The sequence below is a fragment of the Actinomycetospora flava genome (genome assembly GCF_037400335.1).
Classification (GTDB): Bacteria; Actinomycetota; Actinomycetes; order Mycobacteriales; family Pseudonocardiaceae; genus Actinomycetospora; species Actinomycetospora flava.
In genome coordinates, this window is sequence record NZ_JBBEGM010000011.1 from 190,767 (window position 1) to 211,996 (window position 21,230).

The 21,230-nt window shown below is 73.9% G+C and carries 24 protein-coding genes; 8 read left to right on the forward strand and 16 right to left on the reverse strand.

The features are described from left to right. Positions 1–12: 12 nt before the first annotated feature. Together WCD58_RS24305 and WCD58_RS24310 are read left to right on the forward strand one after the other, a co-directional pair. A complete protein-coding gene (locus WCD58_RS24305) occupies positions 13–384 on the forward strand; it encodes an ArsR/SmtB family transcription factor (RefSeq protein ID WP_373696269.1) in 372 nt (123 codons plus the stop codon). Positions 385–460: 76 nt separating this feature from the next. Continuing rightward, positions 461–2,038 (forward strand): alpha/beta hydrolase, encoded by a 1,578-nt coding sequence (locus WCD58_RS24310; RefSeq protein WP_337705665.1) that lies wholly within the window; start codon positions 461–463, stop codon positions 2,036–2,038. On the opposite strand, the gene WCD58_RS24315 is transcribed toward WCD58_RS24310, so the two are convergent. The 3 genes from WCD58_RS24315 to WCD58_RS24325 all read right to left on the reverse strand — a co-directional run bounded on the left by WCD58_RS24315 (position 2,025) and on the right by WCD58_RS24325 (position 4,049). After that, the gene (locus WCD58_RS24315; protein ID WP_337705666.1) at positions 2,025–2,819 is read right to left on the reverse strand and encodes an amino acid kinase family protein; all 795 of its coding nucleotides are present in this window, start codon (positions 2,817–2,819) and stop codon (positions 2,025–2,027) included. The two genes, WCD58_RS24310 and WCD58_RS24315, sit on opposite strands and share 14 nt — an antisense overlap. Continuing rightward, positions 2,816–3,676 (reverse strand): amino acid kinase family protein, encoded by an 861-nt coding sequence (locus WCD58_RS24320; protein ID WP_337705667.1) that lies wholly within the window; start codon positions 3,674–3,676, stop codon positions 2,816–2,818. Before WCD58_RS24320 ends, WCD58_RS24315 begins: the two co-directional genes overlap by 4 nt. 97 nt (positions 3,677–3,773) lie before the next feature. Next, complete coding sequence (locus tag WCD58_RS24325; RefSeq protein ID WP_337705668.1) at positions 3,774–4,049, reverse strand: DUF4242 domain-containing protein; 276 nt, start codon at positions 4,047–4,049, stop codon at positions 3,774–3,776. 130 nt (positions 4,050–4,179) lie between these two features. On the opposite strand from WCD58_RS24325, the gene WCD58_RS24330 reads away from it, so the two are divergent. Further along, positions 4,180–5,229 carry a phenylacetaldoxime dehydratase family protein gene (locus WCD58_RS24330; RefSeq protein ID WP_337705669.1) on the forward strand — a complete coding sequence of 350 codons (1,050 nt, stop codon included), beginning with the start codon at positions 4,180–4,182 and terminating at the stop codon, positions 5,227–5,229. Here WCD58_RS24330 and WCD58_RS24335 read toward each other — a convergent pair. Further along, positions 5,223–6,371 carry an LLM class flavin-dependent oxidoreductase gene (locus tag WCD58_RS24335; RefSeq protein ID WP_337705670.1) on the reverse strand — a complete coding sequence of 383 codons (1,149 nt, stop codon included), beginning with the start codon at positions 6,369–6,371 and terminating at the stop codon, positions 5,223–5,225. The two genes, WCD58_RS24330 and WCD58_RS24335, sit on opposite strands and share 7 nt — an antisense overlap. Before the next feature lie 137 nt (positions 6,372–6,508). Next, positions 6,509–7,504: an AraC family transcriptional regulator gene (locus WCD58_RS24340; RefSeq protein WP_337705671.1), complete on the reverse strand. Its 996-nt coding sequence runs from the start codon at positions 7,502–7,504 to the stop codon at positions 6,509–6,511. A gap of 188 nt (positions 7,505–7,692) precedes the next feature. Between WCD58_RS24340 and WCD58_RS24345 the strand changes: the two genes are divergently transcribed. Together WCD58_RS24345 and WCD58_RS24350 are read left to right on the forward strand one after the other, a co-directional pair. After that, positions 7,693–8,238, forward strand: coding sequence for an NADPH-dependent FMN reductase (locus WCD58_RS24345; protein WP_337705672.1), 546 nt, complete (start codon positions 7,693–7,695; stop codon positions 8,236–8,238). A 30-nt stretch (positions 8,239–8,268) separates the two neighbouring features. Next, the gene (locus tag WCD58_RS24350) at positions 8,269–9,741 is read left to right on the forward strand and encodes an aldehyde dehydrogenase (RefSeq protein WP_337705673.1); all 1,473 of its coding nucleotides are present in this window, start codon (positions 8,269–8,271) and stop codon (positions 9,739–9,741) included. A gap of 116 nt (positions 9,742–9,857) precedes the next feature. Here the strand turns inward: WCD58_RS24350 and WCD58_RS24355 are convergent, their stop codons facing one another. The 7 genes from WCD58_RS24355 to WCD58_RS24385 all read right to left on the reverse strand — a co-directional run bounded on the left by WCD58_RS24355 (position 9,858) and on the right by WCD58_RS24385 (position 15,985). Next, complete coding sequence (locus tag WCD58_RS24355; protein ID WP_337705674.1) at positions 9,858–10,550, reverse strand: ankyrin repeat domain-containing protein; 693 nt, start codon at positions 10,548–10,550, stop codon at positions 9,858–9,860. A gap of 53 nt (positions 10,551–10,603) precedes the next feature. After that, positions 10,604–10,915 (reverse strand): SHOCT domain-containing protein, encoded by a 312-nt coding sequence (locus WCD58_RS24360; protein ID WP_337705675.1) that lies wholly within the window; start codon positions 10,913–10,915, stop codon positions 10,604–10,606. 14 nt (positions 10,916–10,929) lie between these two features. Next, positions 10,930–11,370 carry a DUF6325 family protein gene (locus WCD58_RS24365; RefSeq protein WP_337705676.1) on the reverse strand — a complete coding sequence of 147 codons (441 nt, stop codon included), beginning with the start codon at positions 11,368–11,370 and terminating at the stop codon, positions 10,930–10,932. Beyond that, positions 11,351–12,775 (reverse strand): chloride channel protein, encoded by a 1,425-nt coding sequence (locus WCD58_RS24370; RefSeq protein WP_337705677.1) that lies wholly within the window; start codon positions 12,773–12,775, stop codon positions 11,351–11,353. Before WCD58_RS24370 ends, WCD58_RS24365 begins: the two co-directional genes overlap by 20 nt. A 17-nt stretch (positions 12,776–12,792) precedes the next feature. Next, positions 12,793–13,092 (reverse strand): hypothetical protein, encoded by a 300-nt coding sequence (locus tag WCD58_RS24375; RefSeq protein ID WP_337705678.1) that lies wholly within the window; start codon positions 13,090–13,092, stop codon positions 12,793–12,795. Positions 13,093–13,260: 168 nt separating this feature from the next. Then, positions 13,261–15,102, reverse strand: coding sequence for a sugar phosphate isomerase/epimerase and 4-hydroxyphenylpyruvate domain-containing protein (locus tag WCD58_RS24380; RefSeq protein ID WP_337705679.1), 1,842 nt, complete (start codon positions 15,100–15,102; stop codon positions 13,261–13,263). Continuing rightward, positions 15,092–15,985: a shikimate dehydrogenase gene (locus WCD58_RS24385; RefSeq protein WP_444876325.1), complete on the reverse strand. Its 894-nt coding sequence runs from the start codon at positions 15,983–15,985 to the stop codon at positions 15,092–15,094. The genes WCD58_RS24380 and WCD58_RS24385 overlap by 11 nt, the downstream gene beginning before the upstream one ends. Positions 15,986–16,096: 111 nt before the next feature. Between WCD58_RS24385 and WCD58_RS24390 the strand changes: the two genes are divergently transcribed. The 3 genes from WCD58_RS24390 (at position 16,097) to WCD58_RS24400 (ending at position 18,930) form a co-directional block, all read left to right on the forward strand. Then, positions 16,097–16,759, forward strand: a complete 663-nt coding sequence (locus WCD58_RS24390; RefSeq protein WP_337705740.1) for a TetR/AcrR family transcriptional regulator — start codon at positions 16,097–16,099, stop codon at positions 16,757–16,759. A 72-nt stretch (positions 16,760–16,831) separates the two neighbouring features. Further along, on the forward strand, positions 16,832–18,166 hold the full coding sequence (locus WCD58_RS24395) for an MFS transporter (RefSeq protein ID WP_337705681.1): 1,335 nt from the start codon (positions 16,832–16,834) through the stop codon (positions 18,164–18,166). Continuing rightward, complete coding sequence (locus tag WCD58_RS24400; protein WP_337705682.1) at positions 18,163–18,930, forward strand: N-acyl homoserine lactonase family protein; 768 nt, start codon at positions 18,163–18,165, stop codon at positions 18,928–18,930. The genes WCD58_RS24395 and WCD58_RS24400 overlap by 4 nt, the downstream gene beginning before the upstream one ends. Before the next feature lie 87 nt (positions 18,931–19,017). Here WCD58_RS24400 and WCD58_RS24405 read toward each other — a convergent pair whose 3' ends face one another. The 4 genes from WCD58_RS24405 to WCD58_RS24420 form a co-directional block, all read right to left on the reverse strand. Next, entirely contained in the window at positions 19,018–19,401 is a 384-nt protein-coding gene (locus WCD58_RS24405) for a hypothetical protein (protein ID WP_337705683.1), read from the reverse strand. A 146-nt stretch (positions 19,402–19,547) separates the two neighbouring features. Further along, positions 19,548–19,880, reverse strand: a complete 333-nt coding sequence (locus tag WCD58_RS24410; RefSeq protein ID WP_337705684.1) for a hypothetical protein — start codon at positions 19,878–19,880, stop codon at positions 19,548–19,550. A gap of 90 nt (positions 19,881–19,970) precedes the next feature. Then, a complete protein-coding gene (locus tag WCD58_RS24415; RefSeq protein ID WP_337705685.1) occupies positions 19,971–20,852 on the reverse strand; it encodes an NAD(P)H-binding protein in 882 nt (293 codons plus the stop codon). A gap of 2 nt (positions 20,853–20,854) precedes the next feature. Further along, a complete protein-coding gene (locus WCD58_RS24420; protein WP_337705686.1) occupies positions 20,855–21,157 on the reverse strand; it encodes a PGPGW domain-containing protein in 303 nt (100 codons plus the stop codon). Positions 21,158–21,230 lie beyond the last annotated feature (73 nt).

Genomic DNA, 21,230 nt, shown 5'->3' on the forward strand with positions numbered 1-21,230 from the left:
AGCATCGCCGGCGTGGGCCACGGGACGCCGGGGGAGACGTCGATCCTGGCCTCGCTGCGCCTGGGGACCGACGTCCCCGTCGAGGGCATCGCCGAGACCCTCAGTGCGCTGAGCACGCCGAGCCGGCTGCGCATCCTGCTGCACCTCGCCGAGGGCCCGTCGTCGGTCGGCGACCTCGCCGCGGCCGTCGGGATGGAGCAGTCCGCGGTGTCCCACCAGCTGCGCGTGCTGCGCCAGCTCGGGTTCGTCGTCGGCACCCGCCAGGGCAAGCAGATCTCCTACCGGCTGTTCGACCAGCACGTCGCCCGTCTGCTGACCGAGGCCGTCAACCATGTCCAGCACCTGCGCCTGGGCGTCAGCGACGTCCCGGAAACTGTCCGATAGGCGACAGTTCTAGCTGCACAGCGTGATCCATACCCAGTAGCTTGATCCGACTTGTCCCTCGAACGGGTGGGTCTCGATGACACTGGGTGTGTTCCGCGCCGTGATCGCCGCGCTGTGCTGCGCGCTGATGGCGGCCGCCTGCTCCTCCGCCACGCAGCAGGCCGGTGCGGCCCCGGCCTCCCCGGTCACGGGACCGGCCCCCGGTCCGGGGATCGCCTGGGGGCCCTGTGCACCGCCGGCCGACCAGGACCCCGCGCTGCAGTGCGCGCGCCTGCCGGTGCCGCTCGACTGGAACGCGCCGCAGGGCCGCCAGATCGAGCTGGCCGTCATGCGCCGGCAGGCGAGCAAACCGGCCGAGCGCCTCGGGTCGATGTTCGTGAACCCGGGCGGCCCCGGGCAGAGCGGCGTCGAGCTGGTCGCGGGCGGCGGCTCGGACTTCGACCGCTGGGGCGGCGGCCGGTTCGACGTCGTCGGCTGGGACCCGCGCGGCACGAACGACAGCTCGCCGGTCGAGTGCTTCACGTCGCCCGAGGAGCAGGCGCGGTTCTGGGCGGGCGTGAGCATCCCGGCCACCGCCGCCGAGTCGCAGGCCTACGCCCAGCGCACGACCGACCTGGCGCGGCGCTGCGGCGAGGTCAGCGGCGAGCTGCTGAACCACGTCTCCACCACCGACACGGCCCGCGACCTCGACGCGCTGCGCGCCGCCGTCGGCGACCCGCAGATCACCTACGTCGGGCTCTCCTACGGGACGATGATCGGCCAGACCTACGTCAACATGTTCCCCGACCGTGTGCGCGCGGTGATGCTCGACGGGCTCATCGACGCGGTCGAGTACACCGAGAGCGCCGAGGCACGGACCGTCGGCGACGTCGCGCACACCGACGGGGTCTTCGCCCGGTTCCGGCAGCTCTGTCAGCAGGCGGGGCCGACCGGCTGCGCGCTCGCCCGCGGCCCCGAGACCGTCGACCAGCGCGTCGCCGCCCTGTTCGACCGCGCCCGGCTGGGGCCGATCCCCGCGCCGACCGCGACCCCGCCCGGCGAGCTCACCTACGGCGACCTGCTCGTCTCCACCTTCACCCCGCTGCGGGTGCCGGAGATGTGGCCGCAGTTCGCGACGGACCTCGACGCGGCCGCGAACGGCGACGCCTCGGCGCTGGAGACCTCGGCGCAGCAGTACCAGTCGCCCGAGGGCTACCAGTCGAGCGTCACGTCGTCGTCGATCTCCTGCCTCGACGGGCCGGCACAGCAGCCGGTGACGGCGTGGCCCACCGTGGTCCCGGAGTTCGACCGCAGCAGCGCGCTGTGGGGCGCGGTCAACGGGTGGTGGCTCTGGGGGCCGTGCGCGTCCGGGTGGCCCGGGCGCAGCGACGACCGCTACGCCGGGCCGTGGACCGCCCGCACCCAGAACCCCGTCCTGCTGATCAACAACCGGTGGGACCCGGCGACGGGCATCCGCAACGCCGAGGCCACCCAGCAGCGGCTCGGCAACGCCGTCCTGCTCGTCCAGGACGGCTACGGCCACCCGACCTACCAGGACCCCGGCGCGTGCGTCGACGCGGCGCGCGAGCGCTACCTCGTCGACCTCGTGACGCCGCCGCCGGGCACCGTCTGCCAGCCGGACGGGCCGCCGTTCCCCGGAGTCACACCGCGGTGACGGTGACGCCGCCCTTGCCGGACAGCGCGCCGGTCAGCGCGCCGCGGGTGGTCCCGTCGACGAGGGTCAGCGACGTGACGTGGCGCGCGAGGCCGAGACGCTCGAGCGCGAGCCGGTCGACCGGCAGGTCGCCGTCGCGGGCGAGCAGCTCCTTCGCCGAGATCACGTCGGGCAGCCCGGCGAGCGCCGCGGTGTCGCGGACGTAGACCAGCCGCGACGCCCCGAACGCGTCGGCGAGCAGCAGCGCGCCGGTGTCGGTGCGGTGCACCGGGAGGCGCCCCGCGGCCGCCGGGAACTCGTGGACGCCGTAGGGCGGGTAGCCGTTGGAGACCGCGGCGTTCGCGGCGGCGAGGTGCACGGGCAGCTGGCCCGCGACGGTCTGGTGCGGCAGGTACGACACGCCCTCGGCCGCGAGCAGCGACGCGACGAGGCGCCCGTTCTGCTCGGCCTCGGTGGCCGCGAGCCCGGCGAGCGCGCCGGTCGGCAGCCCGAGGTCGAGGCCGACGCCCAGCACGTGGCGTGCGCGGACGCCGGCGCCGGTGAGCAGCAGCATCCTGTGGTCGGGGAGCAGCGAGCGGATCTCGTCGGTCAGCGGGACGAGGACGTCGCGCCCGCGGTCGACGATCGTCGAGCCGCCCAGCACGACGACCTCGAGCCACGGCAGCAGGCGGATCCGGTCGACGTCGTCCGGCTCGGCGGAACGGACGAGGTCGCGGTCGAGCAGGGTCTGGCGGACGAAGGCGGACTCGACGTCGCGGCCCTGGCGGTCGTCGGGTGTCACTGCGGGCCTCCGCCTCTCGGAACTGCCGTGATGATCGTGCCGACGTGCTCGCCGGCGAGGGCGCGGGTGAGGTTGCCGGGCACGAGGCCGTTCACGACCTGCACGGACCGGACGTGGCGGGCGTCGCGCAGCAGCTCGAGCATCCCGCGCTCGAGCACGAGGTCGGGCAGGTCGCGCGCGAGCAGCTCGTCGACGGTGATCTCGGGGATGAACGTCGCCGCGGGGTCGTTCTTCGGGTTCGCGGTGTAGAGGCCGTCCTCGTCCTTGACGAAGATCATCTGCTCGCACGCGTAGGTCTCGGCGACGAGGTAGCAGCCGGCGTCGGTGCGGTAGGGCGGGACGACGCCCTCGTGGGGCACGCGCTGCCACAGGCCGTAGGGCGGCATGCCCGGGAAGACCGCGGCGCCGACCTCGGCCAGGCGCAGCGGCAGCGTCGCGAAGGCGTTGGCCTCGACGACGGGGATGCCGTGCTTCGCGAGCAGGAAGCCGAGCATCGTGGCGTTCTGGCCGGCGACCGCCGAGCCGATCTCGGAGAGCACGCCGGTCGGCAGGCCCAGCTGGGCCGCCAGCGCGTAGGCGTGCCGGGCGCGGGTGCCGCCGCCGGTGCCGATGAGCAGCCGGCGGATCGCCGTCGCCGCCACGATCTCGTCGACCAGGGGCAGCACGGCGGTGCGCCCCCGGTCCATGAGGCTCTGGCCGCCGATCTTGACGACCGAGACGCCGGGCAGCGTCGGGATCTCCGGCGCCCGGTCGCTCAGGGCCGCCAGACCGGCGTCGTCGAGCGAGCGGTCGCTCAGGAGGGCGGCGAGGTCGGCGAGGTCGGCATGGTCCGCCGACCCGCTCGCGGACACGGACACCAGGGGACCTCCTCGTGGGGTGCATGACGGGACCAGGGCCGACGGCGTGCCGGGGGGAGGCACGTCGTCGGCCCTGGTCGCCCTCACCCTAAGGGGATCATGCGTCCGCGGTCCCGGGGCCGATGGTGGCCGCGACCTCGACGACGACGTCGGCGGGGAAGCCGCCGCGGCGGGCGTGCTCGCGCACGGTGTCGGCGTCGTCGGTCTCGTGCACGCAGTAGAACTTGTCGCCGGCGACGTAGCTGTGGCTCCAGGTGTAGGCGACGCCGAGGGAGTCGACGACGTCGTTGGAGGTCGTCGCGATCTCTCGCAGCTGCTCGTCCGACAGGCCGGACGCGCCCGGGATGTTCCGCTCGATCAGGAAGGTGGCCATGGTGCTGCTCCTCGCTCGTGGTCCTCGTCGGCCTCGTGGCCTGCGAGAACGCTAGGAGCGGGCGCGGCGCGGACGCGTCGGGAGAGAATCCCCGTAGTTCGGCCCGGCGGTACCCATCTCGGGAGGACGCGTGGAATCCGCGATCGACACGCACCTGCAGTGCCCCCGCACGCTGTCGCGCCGCGTGCCCGACGAGTACCGGCCGCCCTTCCCGATCTGGGTCGCGCGCGTCGGCCGGGACGTGACGGCGGTCGTCATGGGCTACTTCGGCGTGCAGTACCGGGGCGAGGAGCGGCGCGCCGAGGCGTGGGCGACCCTGCGGGCGATCACCGACGGGTTCGCGCTCGACGACGGGCCGGGCGGGTGGGACCTCACCCACCACGTCGACGCCCAGGGGTACGACACCCTGATCGCCGCCGCGTACTGGCGCGACACCGCGACGTACGACCGCTGGCTCGCACGCCCCGAGGTGGCCGGCTGGTGGGACGCGCCCGAGCGCCTGTCGGCCGGCGTCGGCGTCTTCCGCGAGATCCTCGCGCCGGGCGTCGACCGCTTCGAGACGCTCTACCCCTTCACCGAGGGGCTCCCCGGCGTCGGCGGGGTGCTCGACGACGTGAGCGACCAGGTCACCGAGCACGCCTACTGGGGAGCGATGCGCGACCGCATCCCGCGCTCGCAGACCGACCGGATGAGCCCGGACGGGGAGCTGCGGGCCGAGGGCGACCCGTCCGGGCGCGTGGTGGTCCGCGGGCACGAGAACGTGGCGCTGATCCGGTCCGGCCAGGACTGGACGGACACCCCGCCCGAGGAGCGCGAGCTCTACCTCGGCGCGATCGAGCCCGCGCTGGCCGACGCCATGGACTTCCTGCGCGACCGCGGCCAGCGGATCGGCTGCTACAGCAACCGCTACGTGCGCAACGTCGACGCCGACGGCGTCCCGCTGGACACGACCTACGCCATCTCGTACTGGCGCTCGCTCGACCTGCTCGAGCGCTGGGCCGAGTCGCACCCGAGCCACCTCAACGTCTTCGTGGCCTTCGTCAGCCGGGCCCGGCACGTCCCGTCGCTGCGGCTCTACCACGAAGTCGCGGTGATCGACGCGGGGTCGCAGTACTACGAGTACGTCAACTGCCATGCAGCGACGGGACTGCTGCGGGACTCCGTCGAGCAGGGTCAGTAGCGCAACCCGGCCTCGCGCATGAGCGGCATGACGGCCTCGCCGAAGTGGTCGATCTCCTCGTTGTAGTCGAGGAAGCCCATGATCATGCCCTCCATGCCGGCGTCGGAGAGCCGCTGGAAGCCGTCGACGACCTGCTCGGGCGTCCCCACCAGCGGCTGGCCCGCCCAGCCGGCGATGAAGCGCTCCTGGAACTTCTCGATCTGCTCGCCGAACGACTGGCTCTCGACGCCGATGATGCTCATGAGGTGGCGGGCGCCGGGCCAGTCGCCCTTGTCGATGATCTCCTGGTGGACGCGCTTGGCCTCGGCCTCGGTGTCCCGGCACACGACGAGCCCGTAGGTCATCGTGCTGATCTGGCGCTGGTAGGAGTCCTTCGCCTTCTTCTTGATCGCCTGGGTGTAGTCGGGCATCTTCTCGAGGTCCAGCGACGCGAAGTTGATGTCGACGTACTTCGCCGAGAAGTCCGTGCCCGCCGACGAGTTGCCGGCGTTGATGAGCACCGGGCGCGGGTTCTGCACCGGCTTGGGCTCGGACTCCAGCTCCTGGGCCTGGAAGTACTTCCCGTCGAACGCGAACTCGCCCTCGGCGGTCCAGAGCTTCTCGACGAACTCCAGCCACTCCCCGCCGTACTGGTAGCGCTCGTCGTGCTCGAGCTGGCTGGGGTTGAACATGTGCATCTCGGGGGTGAACCAGCCCATGACCAGGTTCATCCCGTACCGGCCGCCCGAGATGTGGTCGATCGTCGTGGCCATGTTCGCCGCGACGATCGGGTGCACGGTCGGGATGTGGGTGGTCGTGAAGATCGTGATCTGCTCGGTGCACTCGGCCAGCCCGGCGGCCCAGGTGAACGTCTCGAAGTTGGTGCCGTTGAAGTTGACGTTGCCGCCGAACCCCTTCCAGCGGGCGACGGGGACCATTGCCTCCATCCCGAGCCGGTCGGCCTTCTGCGCGATCGACTTCGTGTGGTCCCACGTGATCTCGTAGGTGGTCGGCGCGTCGGTCATGCACAGGCCGCCCGAGCAGTTCGAGCCGAACAGGCCGAGCTTCATCTTCTGGTCGTTGAAGATCGACGGCCGGCCGTTCTCGCGCGGGTGCCGTAGCGGGATCTCCTGCTCGCGGCCGCGGGTGATCGTCTGGACCATGGGTGACCTCCGGCGTGCGTCGGGGGAGCGCTGCGTGCACGGATGGGCACGCGCCGCTGTGATCGGGACCACGCTAAGCAGCGGGCCCGGGCCCGGACATCCGCGAGACGCAGCGATGGGTCCGATAAGCGCAGGCGTCACCCCTGTCGCAGCGTCTGCGAGGGCAGCTGCCCGTACTTGCGCCGGTACTGCTCGGAGAAGCGGCCCTGGTGCAGGAACCCCCACGCCGCCGCGCGCTCGGTGACCGAGGTGTCGGCCGGGTTGGCGGCGAGGAGGTCGGCGTGGACGCGCGCCAGGCGGACGTCGCGGACGTACTCGCTGGGCGTCACGCCGACGTTGCGGGCGAAGGTGACCTGCAGGGTGCGCGTCGACACCCCGAGGTGCCGCGCGAGCTGCGGGATCGTGAAGGCCTCGTCCGCGTGGGCGTCGATGTGGTCGAGCGCCTGGCGCACGATCGCCGGGCGGTCCTCGGCGCGGGGGGAGTGCAGCGCGTCGGTGTACTGGTGCGGCACCCCGTGCAGCAGGGCGGTCATCACGTAGGTCTCGAGCTGGGCCCGCGCGAGCGGCGCGTCCGCGATCCCGCCGGGCCGGTCGATCTCGCTCTGCAGGAAGCGCACCGCGGCCAGCAGCGCGGCGCCGGGGCCTGCGGTGAGGTCCATGGTGACGTCGAAGTCGAGCGGGTCGTGGACGGGGCGGCCGAGCAGGCTCCCGAGGTGCTCCTCGAGCGGCGCCCGGTTGAACTTCATGGCGAACTGCGTCGCCTCCGGGGTCCACGTGACCGTCGAGTGCTCGGTGGGCAGCAGCACGGCGCCGCTGCGCCCGCCGGCCGTGATCGCGTGGTCGCGTCCGCCGCGGCGGGTGACCTGCGTGTTCCCGGAGAGGGTCAGGTTGACGTGGTAGCAGTGCTCGAGCGGCGGCAGGTCGAGCGACGCGTTCGCCCCGTAGACGAGGTAGCCCAGCGTCATCCGCTCCGAGGCGACGCAGTTGAGCCGCGCGTCGAGCGGGCGCCCGCCCAGCGAGTCGAGCTCGTGGCGGACGTAGACCTCGGTGACGACGTGCTGGGCCTCGTCGACGTCCGCGGTGTTCATGACGGCGTGACCGGCGAGGGGTTCGTGCTCGGCGGTTGCGTCCACGCCTGACCCCTCGCCCCCGTGCGACCGTGTCGCGGGCCACAGTTGCACCCAACCGATCGGCACGGCAAGTCGATCGACGACCCGCCGTGACGTGCGGAGATGTTCCACCGCCGGGTCCTGCGCATATCGGCTGTCGCGGTGCGCGTGACGGATGGGGCCGGCTCGCCGGTGCTTCCTAGCCTCGGTGGATGACCACGCTGCTCGGGATCGTCGGGTCGCCGTCGCCGGGCGGCCGCAGCCTCGTGGCGGTGCGCGCGCTGCTCGAGGGCGCCGCGGCGGCCGGCGCGGCGACCGAGGTCCTCGAGCTCGCCGACGCCCCCGACCCGGAGGCCGTGCAGCAGGCGATCGAGCGCGCCGACGGCATCGCCTTCGCGACGCCGACCTACCGCGCGCGCTCCAGCAGCCTGATCAAGGGCGTCCTGGAGAACACCGAGCGCGGCATCGCCGGCGACACCCGCGCGCCGCTGCTGGGCAAGGCGGCGGCGATCGTCCACACCGGCGCCACCGCCCACCACTTCCTCGCCGTCGACGACCTGCGCGACGTCCTCGGCGGGTTCTTCGCCGCGCAGGTGCTCTCGCCGGGCCTGTACTTCGAGGGCGCCGACTACGTCGACGCGGGCACGCTCACCGACCGCGCCGCCGACCTCGCCCACACCCACGGGCGCGCGTTCGCCGAGTTCACCGCCGCCGTGCGCGCCGCGCCGTCCGTCCAGGCGCTGCGCCCCTTGCTCTGACCCCGTTCCCGACACCGAGGAGTGACTCCCGTGGCCGACCTCGAGCAGTTCCGCCTGCTGATCGGCGGCAAGGCCGTCGACGCGATCTCCGGGAGGACGTTCGCGTCCCAGAACCCGTACACCGGGCGGGACTGGGCGACGATCCCCGACGGCGGCCCCGAGGACGTCGATGCCGCCGTCGGCGCCGCCCGCGCCGCGCTCGACGGCGAGTGGGGGCGGATGACGGGCTTCGCCCGCGCGGCGTGCCTGCGCCACCTCGGCGACCTCATCGGCCAGAACGCCGAGCGGCTGGCGACGCTCGAGGTCAACGACTCCGGCAAGCTCTACCGCGAGATGATCGGCCAGCTCCACGGGCTCGGGGGCTGGTACCACTACTTCGCGGGGCTCGCCGACAAGATCGAGGGTCAGCAGATCCCCTCGCCCAACCCGAACTACCTCGTCTACACCCGCCGCGAGCCGGTCGGGGTCGTCGCGGCGATCACGCCGTGGAACTCGCCGCTGCTGCTGATGACGTTCAAGCTCGCCCCGCTGCTCGCGGCCGGCTGCACCGCGGTGATCAAGCCCTCGGAGCACGCGCCGGGCTCGACGCTCGGGTTCGCGGACCTCATCGCGCAGGCCGGCATCCCCGACGGCGTCGTCAACGTCGTCACCGGGCTCTCCCGCGACACCGGCGCCCACCTCGCGTCCCACCCGGGCGTCGACAAGGTGGCCTTCACCGGCTCGACCGCCACCGGCAAGGCCGTCGGCAAGGCGGCGATGGAGAACCTCAACGCGGTCACCCTCGAGCTCGGCGGCAAGTCGCCGCAGGTGGTCTTCCCCGACGCCGACCTCCAGGCCGCGGCGAACGGGCTCGTCGCCGGGGTGTTCGCCGCGACCGGGCAGACGTGCATGGCGGGCTCGCGGCTGATCGTGCACGCGGACGTCCACGACGAGCTGGTCCGCCTGGTGGCCGAGCGGGCGTCGACGATCAAGCTCGGCGACCCCATGGACGCGGAGACCGAGATGGGGCCGGTCGCGAACCGGCCGCAGTACGAGAAGGTGCTCGGCTACCTCGACAAGGCCCGCGAGGAGGGCGCGACCGTCGCCTACGGGGGCGTGGCGGAGGAGAGCCTCGGCAGCTACTTCGTCCGTCCGACCGTGCTCAGCGTGAAGCCGACCGACACCGTCTACCGCGAGGAGGTCTTCGGGCCGGTGCTCTCGGCGGTGACGTTCACCGACGAGGACGAGGCGATCAAGCTCGCCAACGACACCCCTTACGGCCTCGCCGGCGCGGTGTGGACGAAGGACGTGCACCGCGCGCACCGGGTGGCCGCCCGCATCAAGGCCGGCACGGTGTGGATCAACGCCTACCGCGTGCTCGGCCCGAGCGTGCCCTTCGGCGGCTACAAGGCCTCGGGCCTGGGCCGCGAGAACGGCGTGCACGGCGTCGACGCCTACCTCGAGACCAAGGCGGTGTGGGTCGAGCTGACCGGCGGCACGCGCGACCCGTTCACGTTGGGCTAGTGGCGCTGGGGTGGGCGGACGTCGGCCCGCGGATGGACCGGGCGCTGCGCACGGGGATCGACGACGGTCCGGCGGGCCGTCGGCGACGCCGGGAGCATGTGAGGGCGTCGGGACGCTCAGAGCACGCGCGCGACGAGCTCGACGCCCTCGGCGGTGACGTGGTGTGTCCGCCCGGAGCCGCCGACGACGCGGCTCGCGCTGCGCACCTCGACCGTCGGCTCGCTGGTGTCCTCGGCCCAGCGGCACGCGAAGCCGCCGTACATCCCGGGCACGCGGACCCACATCGTCGTGTCGGGGTACTCGAGCAGCGGGCCGAGCTGGGGGTGGCGCAGCGGGCGGGCGATCCGGCGCGTGCGGACCTCCACGAGCGCGCGCAGGAAGGTCTCGACGTCGGCGACCGCCTCGTCGTCCATCACCATCGCGGGCTCCGGGCGGAGCCGGTCGGCGAGCGAGGCGTGCCCGAGCCGGCGCGCCACCGCCTCGGCGGTCTCGCCGTCGGTGGTGCGCAGCGTGCGCCAGGCGCCGCGCGCGACGAGGTCGTCGACGACGTCGGGGTGCGCGCCCTGTCGCGCCGCGTGGTGCAGCGGCGCCGTGCCGCTGCGGTCGCCCGCGCGCAGGGCGTTGGCGCTCAGCGCGGAGGGCAGGTCGTCGTCGGTGCGGTCGAGCAGCGTCGCGACGTGCGCCCAGTGGCCCGCCTCGACGGCGTCGGAGAGGGCGTCGCGGAGGGCGAGGACGGTGGGCTCGAGGTCGGAGCGCTCGAGGACGGCGTCCCAGAGGAGCTGCGTCGCGGCCGGGGCGGGTCGGACCATCACCGTCCAGCTTCGCCGACCGGGATCGGCGTGTCAGTCCACCGATCGGACGCTCAGGTCCCGAGGATCCGCCGCTTCTGCTCGTCGAACTCCTGCTGGGTCAGGATGCCCTGGCTCTTGAGCTCGCCGAGCTGGCGGAGCTGCTCGATGGTGTCGCCACCGCCCGGCGGCGGGGCCTGCTGATACTGCGGCGGCTGGTACTGCGGCTGCTGGTACTGCTGTTGGTACTGCTGCTGCTCGTACTGCTGTGCCTCCTCCTCCCGGGCCCAGCGCCCGGCCTGGCGGCGGGAGACGCGGTTGGAGACCGCGGTGGCCGTGCCGGCCACGAGCGCGGTGCGGGCGAGACCTCGCAACAGTCCTGGCATCGCTCTCGACTCCTCTACGCGGGGACCGACGGGGCGAGGGCGGCCTCGACCTCGTCGACGGGGATGCGGCCACCGGCGACCAGCTGCGCACCGCTGCGGCGCAGCGCGGTCGCGAGCGGTGCCGCCCAGACGTTCTCGTAGACCAGCACCGCGGCCGTGGCGCCCGGGTCGAGCACGGCGCCGGCCTCGTCCAGGTCGTCGGCACCCAGCAGGCCCGAGGACGCGCCCGCGAACACCGTCAGGTCGAGCTCGCCGTCGCCGTCGAGGTCGGCCAGCTCGAGGCCCGCCACGGTCCCGTCGTCGCCCTTGCTCACGAAGACCAGGTCGAGGATGCGGATGAGCCCGCGGTCGACGAGGTCGAGCAGCAGGGGCATGCCCACGCCGGTCGGGGTGCCCGCCGGGAACTCGACGACGAGGTAGTCGATGGGGCCCGTCTCAGCTCTGGGTTCGGTCATGGGTCCGATGCTTGCCGGGCGCCGCGGGCGCGGCCTCGCCCGGCGAGGGTGACCGCGTCCCGGCGGGGTCGGGCAGCCGCAGGGTGACGATGTAGGAGGTGACGACGCCGACGATCACGAGCGGCACCACGGCCATCCCCGCCGACCCGAGGAAGAGGGTCGCGAGGAGCACCGAGGTCAGCGGGAGGCGCAGCATGCCGACCGTCATCGCGCCCATCCCGATCGCCGCGCCGGAGAGCGGGTCGAGGCCCGGCAGCAGGGCGAGCGCCGTGCCGCCCACCGCGCCGAGGTACATGGCGGGGAACGTGGGGCCGCCGCGGAAGCTGCTCAGCGCCCCGGCGTAGGCGAGGCCCTTGCACGCGATGAGCAGCAGGAGCGCGCCGAGCCCGTACGCGGCGGGGTCCTGCAGCAGCGGCCCCAGCGCGTCCTGGCCGGAGAACAGCACGTCGGACGCGCCGTGCCCGGTCGCCGCCGCGAACACCACCGCGAGGGCGCCGATCGCGAGGCCGACCAGCGGCGTGAGCAGGACCGGCCGCGGCACCACGACCGGCCGCAGCCGCAGGGCCACCCACCGGATGGCGAAGCACAGCCCGCCGGCGACGACGCCCGTCACCACCGCCCACGCGAGGGACGCGACGGTCGGGGAGGGCGCGTGCGGCAGGTTCGGGATCGCCAGGGAGAAGGTGCCGAAGCCGGTCCACGAGTCCAGCCCGAGGAAGACCAGCGAGCCGATCCCCGACCCCAGCAGCCCCGGGACCAGCACCATCGTCGCGGTGGCGCCGCCGAGCCCGATGGCCTCCATCATGAGGAACGCGCCGGCCAGCGGGTTCCCGAACAGCGTGCTCACCGCGGCGAAGCTCCCGGTGGCCGCGACCACCGACGCGACCGACGCCGGCGCCGCCCCGCGGCGCGCCAGCCGTAGCGCGACCACTGCGAGCCCGCCCCCGAGCGCGATCAGCGGGGCCTCCGGGCCGACGACGACGCCGAGCCCGATGCTGGCGACGGCCGCCGCGGCGATGCCGCCGAGGGCGGCGGGCTCCGGGTACCCGGCGGAGTGGAAGCCGTCGGCGGGCGACTCGCCGCCGCGTCCGGGCAGGTAGCGCACGACCACCCCGACCAGCAGCCCCGCGACGCCGAGCGGCAGCAGGGGCCACCACAGCGGCGCCGCCGCGAACCCGAGGGACGCCGGCAGACCCTGGAACGTCCACCGCTGGAGGCCGCCGACGAGGACGAGGAACCCGTACGCGACCGCCGAGATCGGCACGCCGAGCACGGCGGCCAGCGCCAGCAGCCCCAGGTAGCGGCGCGAGCGCAGGATCGTGAACGGGTCGGTGGGCGGCGCCGCCGACGGTGTGGTCGCCGGGGGGTGGCCGGCGTGCGGCGCGGAGCCCTGCGGAGCTGCCACGCCGGAGACGGCCTCGGTCACGACACGGGCGCGGCGTGCCCGTCGCCTGCCGCCACCCTCCGGCGCCCGTTCGGCATCGGCGCCTGCCAGGCCTGCGCGCCGGCGTTCGTCGCCACCTGCGCGACACCGATCGCGTGCCGCGCCAGCTGCGCGGGCGACATCTCCGTGCCCCGCTGCCAGCGGCGGGCGGCGTCGAGGAGCGCGGCGCTGCCGAGCCCGAGCCCGACGCTCACGAGGACGCTGCCGGTCGCGGCGAGCACCGCGCCGCCGAGGAAGAGGCGGGAGTTGAACCTGCGGTCGAGGGGATGCGACGCCATGGCGGACCTCCGTGGGTGGTCGATGCCCGTCCACGGTGGGACGCGCGCCGGCGTGCGCACATCACCTGCACCAGGTGAGTCAGCGCAGCGCCCGACGAGCAGGCGCCCGGCGTCCTGGTCGACGACGGAGGCCGGAGGCGGGCAGGGCGACCTGGGTCGCGGAGCCGGTCAGCCCGAGGAGAGCTGCCGCCGCGTCAGGCGTTGACGCCGATGGGCGCTCATGCGCACCGGGGTGTCGGCCCAGCCGTAGCCGTCGACGTCGCTGACGCGCTGGACGAGGGCGACGAAGATGCGCCCGGCGAGGACCTCGGTGCACACCTGCAGGTACGCGCCGTCGGGCCCCTGGTCGTGGAGGACGCCGAGCTCGCGGTAGTCCGCGAGCCGGTCGGGAGGGAGTTCCACGCGCGCGGCGAGGTCGTCGTAGTAGTTGTCCGGGATAGCGAGCAGGGGCGCGCCGGCGGCCCGGGCCGCGCGGGCGGCGGCCACGATGTCCTCGACGGCGAGTGCGACGTACTGCGGCTCCGGGATGCCCGGTGCCCAGTCGCCCCGGCGCAGCAGCGACACCGTGAGCGCGAGGCGCACGCGGCGAGACGGGTCGGCGAGAGCGCGGCTGCGGACGAGGCCGAACGGGGCCGCGAACTCGCCGGTGCTGCCGGGCTGGAGGCCGAGGACCGTGCGGTAGAACAGCGTCGCCTCGTCGTACTGGTCGAAAGGCTGGGCGAGCCCGACATGGTCGACGTCGCGGACGCCGACCCCGTCGGCGGCGTCCCCTGTGGCGTGGAAGTCGCCGCTCCAGTCCGCGGCGACGCCGGGCCGGCAGAAGAACAGGGTGGTGCCGTCGGGCGCGGTGACGGCGGGGAGATCGGCCTCGCCGGGTGCCCGCGAGCGGGGGAGCAGCGGGGCTCCCAGCTTCTCGGCGCGCCGGGCTGCTCCGGCCGGGTCGACGGACTCCACGGCCAGCGCGCTGATCGCCGTCGCGTGCTCGCCGGAGCGGTTGACGAGGATGCGGGCGCGTCCCTGCTCCCAGCGGTCGACGGGCTTGGACAGATGACGCCCGGTGCGGGCGAAGCCGAGGGCGGCGAGGGCGTGGTCGAGGCCGGGCTCGTCGCCGCCGGTCGCGATCTCGACGAACGCCGTGCCCTCGAGGTCGGGCGCGGGTCCGCCCACCGGGTCGACGCCGGCGCCGTGGGCCGCCGTCGCCTCGGCGAGCGCCAGCAGCGACCGGTGGCCGTCGACGGCGGTGCGCACCGGGTCTGCCTGGCGGAACACGTCGTTGAAGACCTCGAGCGAGAGCGGCCCGCGGTAGCCGGCGCGCAGGACCGCCCCGAGGAACCGGGGCAGGTCGAAGCCGCCCTGGCCGGGGAACAGGCGGTGGTGGCGGCTCCACTGCAGCACGTCCATCGAGAGCACCGGCGCGTCGGCGAGCTGCAGGAAGAAGATCTTCTCGCCGGGGACGTCGGCGATCCCGTCGACCTCGGAGGCGCGGGAGAGCACGTGGAAGCTGTCGAGGCAGAGCCCGAGCGCGGGGTGGTCGGCGCGGCGCACGACGTCCCAGGACGCGTCCCACGTGTTGACGTGCCGCCCCCACGCGAGCGCCTCGTAGGCGAGCCTCAGCCCGCGGTCGCCCGCGCGCTCGGCCAGGCCGTGCAGCTGGGCGGCGAGTCGGTCGCGGTCGGTCACGGCGTCGGCGGCGACCGAGGAGCAGACGAGCACGGTGTCGGTGCCGAGCGCGCGCATGACGTCGAACTTGTGCTCGGCGCGCCGGTAGCTCGCCGCGAGCCGGGCGTCGTCGGTGGAGTCGAGGTCTCGGAAGGGCTGGTAGAGGTCGATCGACAGGCCGAGGTCCGCGCAGCGCAGGCGCACCTCGCCCGGCGACATCGGTGAGGCGACGAGGTCGGGCTCGAAGATCTCGACGCCGTCGAACCCGGCCGAGGCGGCGGCCGCCAGCTTGTCCTCGAGCGCCCCGGAGAGGCAGACGGTCGCAACGGCGGTGCGGAGGTCAGCCGGCACGGGGGTCCTCCCGGGGCTCGGGGTCGTCGAGCAGCTCGGCCAGGTGCCGCCGCATGCGGGTGGTGTCCGGGCGCCGGCCGGTGAACAGGTTCAGCGCGTCGGCGGCCTGGTGGACGGCCATCAGGCCGCCGTCGAGCGTCGGGCACCCCGCCGCCTCGGCGACCCGCAGCAACCCGGTGCGCAGGGGCCGGTAGACGATCTCCGCGACCCAGAGGCGGTGGTGCAGCACGGCGGGGTCGACCGGGAGGCCAGGGTGCTCGGCCATCCCGGTCGGTGTGGCGTGCACCAGGCCGTCGGCCCGGGCGAGGACGTCGCCGAGAGCCGCGGTCGGTGACGCGACGGCGCGGCCGGCGCCGAAGGTCGTGGCGAGGCGCACGGCGAGCGCGTGGGCCCGGTCGGCGTCGACGTCGAGGACGTCGACGGTGCCGGCCCCCTCGACGAGCAGGGCGTGCGCGGCGGCCGCCCCGGCCCCGCCGGCGCCGAGCACCGCGACCCGGCCGAGCGTGGTGCCCGCCAGCCCGGTCCGGCGGGCCGCGGCGAACCCGGACCAGTCCGTGTTGTGGCCGACGGCGCGCCCGTCGTCGAACAGGACGGTGTTGACCGCGCCGATCGCGGCGGCGTCGGGCGAGAGCTCGTCGAGGTGGGCGAGGACCGTCTGCTTGACGGGGTGGGTGACGTTGACCCCGCGCAGGCCGGCGTCGCGGACGCGGGCGAGCAGGTCGCCGACGGCCGCCGGGGCCACGCCCAGCGCGTCGAGGTCGAAGCGGGTGTACCGGTAGGCGAGCGACAGGGCCGACGCCTCGCGCTCGTGCAGCGCGGGGGAGAGGGACGGTCCGATGCCCGCCCCGATCAGTCCGACGTGCACGGTGCCCGGATCGGCCACGCGCTCATCGACACCGAGTCTCATAGACGCGAGCGTACGTACCGGATGGTTCATAAGTCACGAGGCTCGATCGAACGGCCTAGGGTCGTGGCCGTGGACCGGAGGGACACGGTGACCGCCGAGGGTGTGGACGGGGCCGACGAGCGGCGTCGCGATGCCGCCCGGACCCGGGCCGACCTGCTCGCCGTGGCCACCACCGAGTTCGCCGACCACGGCTTCTCGGGGGCGCGGGTCGACGAGATCGCCGCGCGGACCCGCACCACGAAGCGGATGATCTACTACTACTTCGGCAGCAAGCGCGGGCTCTACCTGGCGGTCCTCGAACACGCCTACGCCGGCATCCGGGCCCTCGAGTCGCAGCTCGCGGTCGACCACCTCGACCCGGCTCGGGCCATCCGCGCCCTGGCCGAACTGACCTTCGACCACCACGAGGCGCACCCCGACTTCGTCCGTCTGGTGGCGATCGAGAACATCCACCGCGCCGAGCACCTGCGCGGGTCCGAGGTCCTGGCCGGTCTGGCCGCCCCGGCCGTCGACGTGCTCGGCGGCATCCTCGAGCGGGGACGGGCGGCGGGGCTGTTCCGTATCGACGTCGACGCGCTCGACGTGCACATGGTGATCAGCGCGTTCTGCATCTTCCGGCTCGCCAACCGCCACACCTTCTCGGCCGTCTTCGACCGCGACCTGCTCGATCCCTCCCGGCGCGAGCACTACCGCCGGATGGTGGGCGACCTCGTCGTGGAGTACCTGACGGCCCACGTCGGCCGTGCTTGACACGACTGAGCTCCACAACTCACCATCCGGTACGTAACTGTTTGGTACATAGTCGTGCCGAGGGAGTGGCCCGTGACCGCACCGCAGGCAGCACCTCCTGCCCAGCCCCGCAAGGCTGCCCTGGCCGCATGGATCGGCAGCGCGCTCGAGTACTACGACTTCTTCATCTACGGCACGGCCGCCGCGCTGGTGTTCAACAAGCTGTTCTTCCCCGGCTCGGAGCCGGCGACGGGCACGCTGCTCGCCCTGGCCACCTTCGGCGCCGGGTACCTCGCCCGACCGCTCGGGGCGTTCGTGCTGGGCCACCTCGGCGACCGCTTCGGGCGCAAGCGGGTCCTCGTGTCGACGGTCCTGCTGATGGGGGTCGCGACGTTCGCCGTCGGCTGCCTGCCGACCTACGCCACCATCGGTGTCGCTGCGCCGATCATCCTGGTCGTGCTGCGGCTGGTGCAGGGCTTCTCGGCCGGCGGCGAGCAGGCCGGCGCCTCGTCGACGAGCCTCGAGCACGCCCCGCCGCACCGGCGCGCGTACTTCACCAGCTTCACCCTCGGCGGCACGCAGTTCGGGCAGGTGCTCGCCACCGCGATCTTCCTGCCGGTCGCCGCGTTGCCCGAGGCGGACCTGCTGAGCTGGGGCTGGCGCCTGCCGTTCTGGCTCAGCGCCGTGGTCGTCGTCGCGGGGCTGCTCATCCGCCGCACCCTCGACGAGACGCCGGTCTTCCGTGAGCAGGAGCGTCGCGCCGACACCGCGAAGGCGCCGGTGAAGGAGCTGCTGCGCGAGCACCCGGGTGCGGTGATCCGCGTCGTCCTCGCGGCCACCATCGCGACCGTCAGCACGATCTTCACCGTCTACGCGCTCTCCTACGCGGTCAACGACGTCGGGCTCTCGCGCACCGCGATGCTGTGGGTCGGCGTCGTGGCCAACCTCGTCGCGATCGTCGTCATCCCGTTCTTCGGGCTCCTCGGCGACCGGATCGGGCGCAAGCCGGTGTTCCTCGCCGGGTCGATCGGGATGGCCGTGACGATGGTCGGCTACCTCTACGCGATCTCCGCGGGCAGCTACGCCTGGATCTTCGTCTTCGGCATCCTCGTGTTCGGTCTCGGCAACAGCGCCACGGGCGGAGTCTGGCCCGCCTTCTACGGCGAGATGTTCCCGGCTCGCGTGCGGCTCTCCGGGGTCGCGATCGGCACGCAGATCGGGTTCGCCGTGGCCGGCTTCGCCCCCTCGATCGCCGCGGCCCTGGCCGGCGACGACGGCAGCAACTGGCCTGCGGTCGCGGGCTTCGTCGCCGTCGTGTGCCTGATCAACATCATCGCCGTCGCCACCGGCCGCGACTACTACCGCACCCCGACCGAGGACCTTGGCCTGCGCCCGGTGCCCCGGCCGCGCGCGGAGGCGGCCGCGTGACCTTCGCCGTCCACGCGATCCGGTTCGCCAGCCGGCCTGGTGTCCGCGGACAGCACTTCCTCGGCCACGACGACCGCTCCGCCGAGCCGCACCCGACCGCGTACTACGTCTGGCTCGCGAGGAACGACGCGCACACCGTGCTCGTGGACGCCGGCATCGACCCCGCGCGGCCGGCGCCGATCGACGGCCTCGCCTTCCACGGCTCGCCGATCGACGGCCTCGCGTCACTGGGAGCCCGGCCGGGCGACGTCGACCACGTCGTCCTCACGCACCTGCACTACGACCACACCGGGACGGTCGCCGCGTTCCCGTCGGCCCGGTACGTCGTGCAGCGCGCGGAGCTGGACTACTGGACCGGCCCGCTCGCGGCGCGCATCCGCCGCGAGCACTGGCTGGTCTCGCGCGACGACCTCGCTCACCTCACCGGGCCGGCGCGCGACCGCCTCGACCTCGTCGAGGGTTCCACCGAGGTCGTGCCGGGGCTCGAGGTGCACCACGTCGGCGGCCACACCGCCGGCATGCAGGTCGTCCGCGTGGACACCGCCTCGGGCCCGCTGGTCCTCGCCTCCGACGCGGCCCACTTCCACGAGAACCTCGACGCCGACCGCCCACCGCCGATCCTCCACTCGCTGCCGGACGTCCACCTGGCCTTCGACCGCCTCCACGAGCTCGCCGGCCCCGACGCCCTGATCGTTCCCGGGCACGACCCCGACCTCATGGGCGGCGTGCAGGTCCACAACGACCGTGTCATGCGTATCGCGTGAGCTGATGTGTCGGGGCCGGTGTGGAGCGCCGGACGGGCCGACCGGCCGCGCCCGGGTGTCGGACGTCGACGACGAGGATCTCGCGGATCAGTCGTCGGGCCCCGTCATCGGGACGCCCGGTGTGAGGAGCGCCCCCGCCACCGCCCCGTCCACCGCCCCGTCCACTGCCCCCTCCACCGCGGCGATGTGCCGCGCCATGGTCGCTCCGTCACGGACGTGGTGGAACAACGTCTGCATGTGGCAGCTGACGCCGGACGGCGGCGCCGAGGTCGGTACGGGCCCGAAGCTGACATGACGCACGATCTCCGCCAGAGCATCCATCGCGTAGGCGAGATCGGCGGCGACCGCTCGCAGGGCGAGGCTGTCGAGACCGGCGTCGGCGGGGAGCACCCTGACGCCGATGTCGAGCGAGTGGGCCGCTTCGCGGAGCGCGACCTGTGCTACGGCGACCTTGCTGTACGGCAGGCTCATGAGCGGTCCCCCGGGCGAGAGCTGTGGGCAGTCTCGGATCAAGCCCGCTGGGTTGGAGCCGTCGCGGTCAGTATGACGTCGGTTGGGCGCAACCCGCCCGTCGAGAACCATCAGGGCGAGCATCGGGTGAGGGAGCGCGCGGCCCGCTACTCGGTGAGGGAGCGGGGCTCGGGGTGGCTGGTGTGGCCCGCGTCGAAGCCTCGGTTCGACCCCATGCGCCGGGCGAGCTCGGCACCGGCGTTCATGTGCTGCGCGATGGCTCGCATCGAGTGGCCGGGGCCGCCGACCGCCGGCGGTTGGAGGTCGACCGTGCGCAGGAGCCGGACCGCGGCGTCGAGCATGTCGGCCACGGCCGCCGCGACGTGGGGCTTGCCGACCTCGCTGACCTTGTCCCCGGACGGGCCGGCGGCGCGGCCGGCGCTCAGCGCGCGGGCGGCTCCCTCGAAGGCCGTGATGGCCGCCTGCTCGGCGCTCTCCACGAAGCATGAGTCTGCGGGACCCGCCCGTTCCGCGCCCGGCGAGTGCACAGTGCACATGACGACCTCCCGGAGCCGGTCGGCGCAGCGGGATCAGGACCGGCCCGGCGGGGAGGGCCACCACACGCTGCGGTAGTCGTCCGCGAACGTGGTGATGTCGATGCCGCGACGACCGAGGACGGTGGCGACGTCCGTACTGGTCCGGCTGCCGACACCCACGCGCGCGAGGGTGTACAGCACCGAGGTCGCGGCGACGAGCCCGGCCGGCATGCCCGCCCGGTGGGCGTGCGCCCAGTAGCGGGGCAGGCCGGGCCGGGTGTACCGGATGGGGCGGCCCAGGGCGCGGGTCAGTGCGTCGGCGACGTCGTGGTGGGTGATCGCCGCCGGCCCGGTGACGTCCCACGCCCCGCGCCGGGGCGCCTGCTCCAGCAGGCAGCGGGCGGCGACGGCGGCCACGTCCCGCGCGTCGACGTAGGACATCGCGGCGTCCCCCGCGGGCACGGCGATGCGGTCGTGGTCGCGGATCTCCGCCGCGTGCACGCCGGCGAGGTTCTGCATGAAGTTGCTCGCGCGCAGGGTCGTCGCGGCCATGCCCGACGTCTCGAGCCACCGTTCGATGCGGCGGTGGGGGAGCACGGGGTTCCGCTCGGCGCCGAGCACCGAGAGCAGGACGGCCCGCCGGACCCCGAGGTCGCGCGCCGCGGCCAGCGCGGGCAGCAGGTCCCGGGTGACGTGCACGAGCTCGGGGGGCCGGACCACGAACACGGCGTCCACCCCGGAGAAGGCGGCCGTCCAGGTCGCCGGGTCGGTGAACGAGAAGCGCGCCCACTGCGCGTCGCCGGGGAGGCGCCGATCCCGGTCGCCGCGCCCGAGACCGCGCACCTCGACGCCGGGATCGGTGTGGCAGAGCTCGCGCAGGACGTGCCGGCCGACCGTGCCGGTGGCGCCGGTGACGGCCACCGCCGCTGTCGGCATCGTCAGGCTCCCACGGCTGCGCGCACGGTCGACACGACGTCGAGGCGCTGCAGCGTCCACACACCGGCGACGACCATCAGCAGGCCACCGGCGGTGATGGTGGTGGAGCTGACGGGGTGCTTCCGAGCGTGACGCCACGCCTCGCGACCCTTGACCGCGGCGCTCTGGAACAGCCGCTGGGCCCAGGCGAACTCCGTGGACCACAGCCACAGTCCGAGCAGCACCGGGGGGATCGTCAACGGCCCGGGCAGGACGGACAGGGCGAGCCCGCCGGCGATGCACACGAGGCCGGCCACCAGGATCACGAGGCGACAGGCCCGGTGCAGCGGCGGACGCTGCCGTAGCCGGTGCCGGCGGCTGCCGTGCGGCACGACAGAG